The sequence below is a fragment of the Pseudomonas sp. Colony2 genome, assembly GCF_019382755.1.
In the GTDB taxonomy this organism is placed as follows: domain Bacteria; phylum Pseudomonadota; class Gammaproteobacteria; order Pseudomonadales; family Pseudomonadaceae; genus Aquipseudomonas.
This window is the reverse complement of record NZ_CP080030.1, coordinates 7025011-7033505: the sequence shown is the minus strand read 5'-3', so window position 1 is coordinate 7033505 and position 8495 is coordinate 7025011. Positions and strand designations below refer to the sequence as shown.

General features: G+C 62.2%; 10 protein-coding genes and 1 pseudogene. 5 read left to right on the top strand and 6 right to left on the bottom strand.

Annotation, left to right across the window (positions count from 1 at the left end):
- Positions 1-67 precede the first annotated feature (67 nt).
- Complete coding sequence (locus JV201_RS28980; RefSeq protein ID WP_219406318.1) at positions 68-718, top strand: M23 family metallopeptidase; 651 nt, start codon at positions 68-70, stop codon at positions 716-718.
- Between the two features lie 6 nt (positions 719-724).
- Here JV201_RS28980 and JV201_RS30015 read toward each other — a convergent pair.
- The 4 genes and pseudogenes from JV201_RS30015 to phoB form a co-directional block, all read right to left on the bottom strand.
- Positions 725-811: pseudogene (locus JV201_RS30015) on the bottom strand (outer membrane lipoprotein carrier protein LolA); the annotation flags it as partial.
- Between the two features lie 24 nt (positions 812-835).
- On the bottom strand, positions 836-2176 hold the full coding sequence (locus tag JV201_RS28975) for a hemolysin family protein (protein ID WP_003213385.1): 1341 nt from the start codon (positions 2174-2176) through the stop codon (positions 836-838).
- 124 nt (positions 2177-2300) lie between these two features.
- Positions 2301-3623, bottom strand: a complete 1323-nt coding sequence (gene phoR, locus JV201_RS28970; protein ID WP_219406317.1) for a phosphate regulon sensor histidine kinase PhoR — start codon at positions 3621-3623, stop codon at positions 2301-2303.
- Between the two features lie 43 nt (positions 3624-3666).
- On the bottom strand, positions 3667-4356 hold the full coding sequence (gene phoB, locus JV201_RS28965; RefSeq protein WP_003195617.1) for a phosphate regulon transcriptional regulator PhoB: 690 nt from the start codon (positions 4354-4356) through the stop codon (positions 3667-3669).
- A gap of 152 nt (positions 4357-4508) precedes the next feature.
- Here phoB and JV201_RS28960 point away from each other — a divergent pair, with 152 nt between their 5' ends.
- Positions 4509-4889, top strand: a complete 381-nt coding sequence (locus JV201_RS28960; protein ID WP_003213380.1) for a hypothetical protein — start codon at positions 4509-4511, stop codon at positions 4887-4889.
- A gap of 33 nt (positions 4890-4922) precedes the next feature.
- On the opposite strand, the gene ubiA is transcribed toward JV201_RS28960, so the two are convergent.
- A complete protein-coding gene (gene ubiA / locus JV201_RS28955; RefSeq protein WP_219406316.1) occupies positions 4923-5813 on the bottom strand; it encodes a 4-hydroxybenzoate octaprenyltransferase in 891 nt (296 codons plus the stop codon).
- Positions 5813-6376: a chorismate lyase gene (locus tag JV201_RS28950; RefSeq protein WP_177009046.1), complete on the bottom strand. Its 564-nt coding sequence runs from the start codon at positions 6374-6376 to the stop codon at positions 5813-5815. Before JV201_RS28950 ends, ubiA begins: the two co-directional genes overlap by 1 nt.
- A 195-nt stretch (positions 6377-6571) precedes the next feature.
- Here JV201_RS28950 and JV201_RS28945 point away from each other — a divergent pair, with 195 nt between their 5' ends.
- The 3 genes from JV201_RS28945 to JV201_RS28935 all read left to right on the top strand — a co-directional run bounded on the left by JV201_RS28945 (position 6572) and on the right by JV201_RS28935 (position 8403).
- Complete coding sequence (locus tag JV201_RS28945) at positions 6572-6739, top strand: rubredoxin (RefSeq protein ID WP_003213373.1); 168 nt, start codon at positions 6572-6574, stop codon at positions 6737-6739.
- Positions 6740-6787: 48 nt separating this feature from the next.
- Positions 6788-7936, top strand: coding sequence for an NAD(P)/FAD-dependent oxidoreductase (locus tag JV201_RS28940; protein WP_177020307.1), 1149 nt, complete (start codon positions 6788-6790; stop codon positions 7934-7936).
- A 191-nt stretch (positions 7937-8127) separates the two neighbouring features.
- A complete protein-coding gene (locus JV201_RS28935) occupies positions 8128-8403 on the top strand; it encodes an HU family DNA-binding protein (RefSeq protein ID WP_003213368.1) in 276 nt (91 codons plus the stop codon).
- The last annotated feature ends 92 nt before the right edge of the window (positions 8404-8495 follow it).

The window sequence follows — 8495 nt, the reverse complement described above, 5'->3', positions numbered from 1 at the left end:
GGTTCACATAGCACTGTCATGATCCCTTGTTAGCCTGCCATTCAGTCGTCCCTGGCAGGCCAACCCGATGCTCGTGCGCTCACTGTTGTTGTGTGGACTGTTCGCCGTTGTCATGCCGGCGATGTCCATGACCCTCTACAAATCCATCGACGCCGACGGCGCTGTGGTCTTCAGCGACCGGTACACGCCCGGGGCACAGGCGTTTGTGTATCAGGAGCGGGTGATTCCCAAGCCTGTATATCCGTCGCAACCCGCTTCCTATCGTTATCCCTTGCCCTGGCGTGGCGGCCCGTTCCGTCTCACCCAAGGCCCCAACGGTACCTTCAGCCACTCCGAGCTCAAAAGCCGTTATGCGATGGACATTGCCATGCCTGAAGGCACGCCAATCATCGCGGCACGTGGCGGTGTCGTACTGAAAACCGAGAACGAGCAGAGCGGGCGCGGCAGCGATCCATCGGGCAATTTCGTGCGGGTGCAGCACGATGACGGCACGCAAGGCGTGTACCTGCACCTCAAGCAAAGGTCGGTCAGCGTCAGGGAAGGGCAGCGCGTGGCGGTGGGCAGCCCGCTGGCGCTGTCGGGCAATACCGGCAACAGCAGCGGGCCGCATCTGCATTTTGTGGTGCAGCGCACGACGGCGTCGGGGCTGGTGTCGATTCCCTATGAATTCAACCAACCGGTGCAGGCGTTGCCCAATTTTGCATTGGGCACGCGGTAAGGCTTTTGTAGGAGCGAGCTTGCTCGCGAAAAACCTGAGGGCGCTGCCGGGTGTCAGGATCCCAGCGTTATCGTTAACGTCCTTCGCGAGCAAGCTCGCTCCTACAGGGGGTGTGCCCTAGTCGAGCAACAGCACCTTGGCCAACACGATCTTCGGCCCTTTCATCTTCTTGATGATGATGCGCAGGCCTTCGACTTCCAGCACTTCTTCCTCTTCCGGCACCCGTTTCAGGGTGTCGTAGATCAGCCCGGCCAGGGTTTCGGCCTCGATGTGGTCCAGGTCGACGCCCAGCAGGCGCTCCACCTTGAACAGCGGCGTGTCGCCACGCACCAGCAATTTGCCCGGCTGGTAAGCGAGGATGCCGCGCTCGGCCTTGCGGTGTTCGTCCTGGATGTCGCCTACCAGTACTTCCAGCACGTCTTCCATGGTCAGGTAGCCGATGACCTTGCCGTCGGCCTCTTCCACCAGGGCGAAGTGCGCGCCGCCTTTACGGAACTGCTCGAGCAGTTGCGACAGCGGCATATGGCGCGATACGCGTTCCAGCGGGCGGGTCAGCTCGGCCAGGTTGAACGACTCGGGAATGTGGTCCAGGGCCGCCAGTTCCAGCAGCAGGTCCTTGATGTGCAGCAGGCCGACGAACTCGTTGCGCACGGCGTCGTACACCGGGTAGCGGCTGAACTTGTGGCGACGGAACAGCGCCAGGATTTCCTTGAGCGGTGCGTTGAAGTCCAGGGTCACCAGGTCTTCCCGGGAGTTGGCCCAGTCCACCACTTCCAGCTCGCCCATTTCCACGGCGGAGGCCAACACGCGCATGCCTTGGTCGCTCGGGTCCTGGCCACGGCTGGAGTGCAGGATCAGTTTCAGTTCTTCACGGCTGTAATGGTGCTCGTGGTGCGGGCCAGGCTCGCCTTGGCCGGCGATGCGCAGGATGGCGTTGGCACTGGCGTTGAGCAGGTAGATCGCCGGGTACATGGCCCAGTAGAACAGGTACAGCGGCACGGCGGTCCACAGCGACAGCAACTCGGGCTTGCGAATGGCCCAGGACTTGGGCGCCAGTTCACCGACCACGATGTGCAGGTACGAGATCACGAAGAAGGCGGCAAAGAACGACACGCCCTTGATCACTTCCGGCGACTGCACACCGATCGCCCCCAGCAACGGCTCGAGGATGTGCGCGAAGGCCGGCTCACCGACCCAGCCCAGGCCCAGGGAGGCGAGGGTGATACCCAACTGGCAGGCCGACAGATAGGCGTCGAGCTGGCTGTGTACGGTGCGCAGGATCTGCCCGCGCCAGCCGTTCTTGTGGGCGATGGCCTCGACCCGGGTCGAGCGCAGTTTGACCATGGCAAATTCCGCCGCAACGAAAAAGCCGTTGAGCAGTACCAGGATCAGTGCAAAAAGAATCATGCCGAAGTCGGCGAAGAGTGTCGCGAGGGTGATGCCAGGGGAAGGGTCCATGATGGGGTTTTGCGGGTTCCGTCTAATCGAAAAGGGTGAGCAGGTGGGCCTGAAAGGCAGGCGCAAGTCCGCCAATGTAGCGGCTGACGGGGCGCTTGCCTAGTGGCGGCTGCCGGGCGGAGGGTCACTCGTCCTGAGGAAGGACCCGGGAATGTGTCACCTGGGCCGGCGGGAAATGGCAGGTAAAGGTACTGCCGTGGCCGAGCACGCTACTGATTTCCAGCCGCGCGCGATGGCGCAGCAGCACATGTTTGACGATGGCCAGGCCGAGCCCGGTGCCGCCGGTGTTGGAGTTGCGGCTGGAGTCGACGCGGTAGAAACGCTCGGTGAGGCGCGGCAAATGCTTGGCGTCGATGCCCATCCCGGAGTCCTGCACGCTGAGGTGTGCGCCCTGGTCGTCGGCCCACCAGCGGATGCGGATGTTGCCTTTGTCCTGGGTGTATTTGACGGCGTTGAACACCAGGTTGGAAAACGCGCTGCGCAGCTCGCCCTCGCTGCCCTTGAGCAGGATCGACGGGTCGGCTTCGAGGGTAATCTGCTGCTCACGCTGCCCGGACAATGCCTGGGCGTCGCTCTTGATCGTCTGCAACAGGCTTTGCACCGGCACCGGATGGTTGTCCGAGGGGTAATCGGTGGCTTCGAGCTTGGCCAGCAACAGCAGGTCGTTAAGCAGGGTTTGCATGCGCGAGCCTTGCTGCTGCATCTGTTGCAGGGCACGGGTCCAGCGCGGGTTCACGTCTTCGACGTTATCGAGCAGCGTCTCCAGATAACCGCAGATCACTGTCAGCGGTGTGCGCAGTTCGTGGGAGACGTTGGCGACGAAGTCCTTGCGCATCTGTTCCAGCTGATGGATGCGTGTGACATCGCGCACCAGCATCAAGTGTTCGTTATTGCCGTAGCGCGTCAGGTACAGCTGGATACGCACGCGGTCGTTGGTCGGTGACGGGATTTCCAGGGCTTCTTCGTAGTTGTCCTGCTCGAAATACTCCTTGAAACGCGGGTGGCGCACCAGGTTGGTCACCGGCTGGCCGCTGTCCTGGGGCGTCTTGAGGCCCAGCAAGGTCTCTGCGGCGCGGTTCCACCATTCCAGGTTGCCGTCGCTGTCGAGCATGATCACCGCGTCTTTCAGTGCGGCGGTGGACTCCTGCACCCGGTCGATCACCGCTTGCAGGCGCCCGCGTACACGCTGGTCGCGGCGTTGCAAGTGGTAGATGCTGTCGAACACCTCGCCCCACAGGCCGTAGCCGTCGGGTGGTGCTTCGTCGGGTTTGTGCTGTCGCAGCCATTCGTGCAGGCGCAGCAGTTGCTTGAGGGTCCAGCCCAGGTAAAGGCCCAGGCCGACGGCCAGGCTCCAGCCGTAATAGCCGCTGACCAGGCCCACTAGCAGGCAGCCGGTGATCAACAGGAGCATGTGGCGGATCAGGGTGCCATGCCAGTTTTGGTTCACTTAAACACGCGTCCTTTCAGCTGTCTGGGCAGTTCGGGCTGGCTCAGCCTTTGGTGGAAAACCGGTAGCCGGTGCCGCGCACGGTTTGTACCAGATTCTCGTAAGCGTCGCCCAAGGCTTTGCGCAAGCGGCGGATATGCACGTCGACGGTGCGCTCTTCCACATACACATTGCCGCCCCAGACCTGGTCCAGCAGTTGGCCGCGGGTGTAGGCGCGCTCCTGGTGGGTCATGAAGAATTGCAGCAGGCGGTATTCGGTGGGGCCCATCTCGGCGGGTTTGCCGTCGATGGTCACGCGGTGGCTGATCGGGTCAAGGATCAGGCCGTCGACTTCGATAGGCGCTTCACCATCGGTGGGGCCGGCACGGCGCAGAACGGCTTTCAGACGGGCGACCAGTTCCCGTGGGGAAAAGGGCTTGGTGATGTAGTCATCGGCGCCGACTTCCAGGCCCTGGATCTTGTTGTCCTCTTCGCCCTTGGCGGTGAGCATGATGATCGGGATATCCCCGGTCAGCTCGTCACGCTTGAGGCGGCGGGCCAGTTCGATGCCGGAGGTGCCGGGCAGCATCCAGTCCAGCAGGATCAGGTCCGGCTTGCGGTCGACGATAATGGCATGGGCCTGCTGGGAGTTCTCCGCCTCCAGGCAGTCATAGCCGGCCATTTCCAACGCAACGGCGATCATCTCGCGAATGGGCGCTTCGTCGTCAACGATCAGAATGCTCCTGCCAACCATGCTAAATCCTCTTGTCATTTAACTGTCTTGCGCCGCATTAGATAACGGAATTATTGCAGTCGTGTGACAGTAATTTAGTCGCTTGGGCAATCCTTGCCTCTCTGGACTACGCTTTGGGTCCGAATCCTGACAACCACAAAAGGAAGGTTCCCATGACTCACAGTACTTTTTCCTGGAAAGCCCTGCTGGTAACGGCCGCGTTAACGCTGCCGACACTGGCGTTTGCGGCAGACCCGGCGATGACCAAGGACGGGATGCTGGTGGACCACAACGGCATGACCCTCTACACCTTTGCCAAGGACGCTGATGGCAAATCCATGTGCAACGACAAGTGCGCCACCAACTGGCCGCCGTTGATGGCCGAATCCACCGACAAGCCCATGGGCAAGTGGACCGTCATCACCCGTGACGACCAGAAAAGCCAGTGGGCCTACAGCGGCAAGCCGCTCTACACCTTCATCATGGACAAGAAGGCCGGTGACATGACCGGCGAAGGCAAAATGGACGGGGCGTGGAAGGTCGCCAAGCCTTGATGTGAGCCGGGTAAGGGTGAGGGGCCTGGCCTCTCACCGAAACCCGTAGTCCGCGACAATCCCGACAAAAATCGCCAACCCGGCCCAGTGGTTGTGCAAAAACGCCTTGAAGCATTTGAGCCGGTCCTTGTCCCGGGTGTACCTGAACTCCCAGGCAAAACACCCGGCCGCCGCCAGCAAGCCCAGGTGGAACCAGCCGCCCAGCTCAAAACGCATCCCCGCCAGCCACAGGCACACCAGTGCCAGGCCCTGCAGGGTCAGGATGATCACCCGGTCGGCATCGCCGAACAGAATCGCGGTGGATTTGACCCCGATTTTCAGGTCATCGTCGCGATCGGTCATGGCGTAGTACGTGTCGTATCCCACCGTCCACAACAGGTTGGCGATGTACAACAGCCATGCCGCGGCGGGCAGGCTGCCCGTCTCGGCGGTGAACGCCATCGGCATGCCCCACGAGAACGCCGCGCCCAATACCACCTGCGGGTAATAGGTGTAGCGCTTCATGAACGGGTAGCTGGCCGCCAGCGCGAGGCCGCCCAGAGACAGCCAGATCGTCATGGAGTTGGTCAGCAGCACCAGCAGGAAACTGATGACCATCAGCACCGCGAAGAACACCAGGGCCTCTTTCGAGCTGATCCTGCCGCTGACCAGCGGGCGCTGTTCGGTGCGCTTCACATGGCCGTCGACCTTGCGGTCGGCCCAGTCATTGATGACGCAACCGCCGGCCCGAGTGAGTATCACGCCGAGCACGAAGATCAGGATATTGAGCAGCGATGGCGAACCCTTGCCGGCAATCCACAGCGCCCACAGCGTGGGCCACAGCAGCAGGTAAATGCCGATGGGCTTGTCCATGCGGGTCAACTGGATGAAGTCCCAGGCCCTTGGGTTCAGGTGATTCAGGGATTTGAGCAGGCGCTGGTACATCAGAAACGCTCCGGATGGTCGTGCACGGCTTGCCACAGGGTGGGCAGGAAGATCTCGGCCACCAGCACGCTCAGCGGCCCGCGGTCGAAGCGCGAGCGGCGTGCCCACAGGTGATCGGCCTGGTCCGCCGGGGGCAGCCATTCCCGTGGGTAGCGGCACACCTCGATGGCCTGGCGCGTGAAGGCGTGGTCACAAAACAGCAATTCCCCGAGAGACCGGCTGCCCAACTCATCCATGTGCAAGCCGTCGCCCTGCAAGGCGCTGCGGGCCGCCACGCTGCGGGCAAACACCCACGGCTGGCCATGGCCACGCAAATACACCTCGCGCACCCAGCCGATGCTGGCGGCGGGCAAGTCCAGGGTGGCGCATTCGTCGTCTCGCAGTGGCTGCCAGCCTTCGAACAACGGCGTCACGCTGAAGCCATCGTCGGACAGGCGCGTCAGGCGCCGGGTCAGCGAACCTTCATCGAACAGCCAGTTGAGTGTCAGCGGCGTGGGCAGTGGGCTCAGAAGGCTCTGGGTCAGCCATCGGCAAGCATCGGGAAGGGCGTTTGAATGCGGCACGGAGGGTCATTATTGGCAGTTAATGAGGCGGCGAGCTTACCATGGTGCCCTGGACTTTTGCCGGAGTGCGCCAGGCCCATGCGTCGATCATGCTTGCATCTGCGCCTGCTGATCAGTACAAAACGCCCTGAGCCGCACGGCAAGGTTGCATCTATCGACCGTCGGCCAACGCGCCTGGACCTGAGGAAACAAGTAATGAAGAAGTGGCAATGTGTCGTCTGTGGCCTGATCTACGACGAGAAAGACGGATGGCCGGATGACGGCATCGCGCCGGGCACCCTGTGGCAGGACGTCCCCGAAGACTGGCTGTGCCCGGACTGCGGCGTGGGCAAAATGGATTTCGAAATGATCGAAATCGGCTGATTGCTGATTTAAATCGCAATTCAAGAAACGTACTACAAGGAGAAAGGAATGAACGCACCTGTCGTGATCGTCGGCACGGGTTTGGCCGGTTACAACCTGGCTCGGGAGTTTCGCAAGCTCGATAGCGAAACCCCGCTGTTGCTGATCACCGCAGATGACGGGCGCTCCTACTCCAAGCCCATGCTCTCCACAGGCTTTGGCAAGAACAAGGAAGCCGATGGCCTGAGCATGGCTGAACCGGGCGCCATGGCCGAGCAACTGAAGGCCGAAGTGCGTACCCACACCCGCATCAGTGGCATCGACCCGGGCCACAAGCGCTTGTGGATCGGTGAGGAAGCGGTGGCCTATCGCGACCTGATCCTGGCCTGGGGCGCAGAAACCGTGCGGGTGCCGGTACAGGGCGACGCCGCCGAGCTGATTTTCCCGATCAACGACCTCGAAGACTACGCACGCTTTCGTGCCGCTGCGGCCGGAAAACGCCGGGTGCTGTTGCTGGGGGCCGGGCTGATCGGCTGCGAGTTCGCCAACGACCTGATCCTCGGCGGCTACGAGATCGACCTGGTGGCGCCGTGCGAGCAAGTCATGCCGACCCTGCTGCACCCGGCAGCCGCCGCAGCGGTGCAGGCCGGTCTGGAAGGCCTGGGGGCGCGTTTCCACCTGGGCCCGGTGCTCAATCGCCTGCAGCGCACCGCTGACGGCCTGGAAGCCCACTTGTCTGATGGCGAAGTGATCCAGTGTGACCTGGTGGTGTCTGCTATCGGCCTGCGCCCGCGTGTCGACCTGGCCGCCGCCGCCGGGTTGCAGATCAACCGCGGGATCATGGTCGACCGCCACCTCAAGACCTCCCACGCCAACATCTACGCCCTGGGCGACTGCGCCGAGGTCGATGGCCTGAACCTTCTGTACGTGATGCCCCTGATGAGCTGCGCCCGCGCCCTGGCCCAGACCCTGGCGGGTAACGCGACGGCCGTCAGCTACGGCCCTATGCCCGTCACGGTAAAAACCCCGATCTGCCCGCTGGTCGTCTCGCCACCGCCACGGGGCAGCGAAGGTGTGTGGAGCGTCGAAGGGCAGGGCGGCGACATCAAGGCCCTGTGCCGCGACGCCAGCGGCCGACTGCTGGGTTATGCCCTGACCGGCACGGCCGTGATGGAAAAACTGGCCCTCAACAAAGAACTTCCGCCGCTGCTGGCGTAAATGCTGGTCGTTCTGTCGGAATAAGCATCATTTTGACCGTAGAAAGGTCGCCGTGAGACTGGCGCAGGCCCCGATGGCATGCCATCCTCACTCCCGTCTGCCGCAGAGTAGAGCCTGCGGCGCCTTGGGCGCTGCTCCGATAGAGAGCAGCACGGACATAACAACAAAAAACCGTCAAAGAGGCTTCACTTATGCGTAAACCAGAACTCGCAGCCGCTATTGCAGAAAAAGCAGACCTGACCAAAGAACAGGCCAACCGCGTACTCAACGCCGTACTTGAAGAAATCACCGGCGCGCTGCATCGCAAGGACAGCGTCACCCTGGTAGGCTTCGGCACCTTCCTGCAGCGCCACCGCGGCGCCCGCACAGGCAAAAACCCGCAAACCGGCGAGCCGGTGAAAATCAAGGCGAGCAACACCGTTGCGTTCAAGCCAGGCAAGTCGCTTAAAGACAGCGTCAATCCGTAAGTCATGTAGAACGCGCTACGCACATGCGAGTGTGAGCGCGGGATGAAAAATGGGCACGCCGACTGGGTCGGGTGCCCATTTTTTGTTGGGGG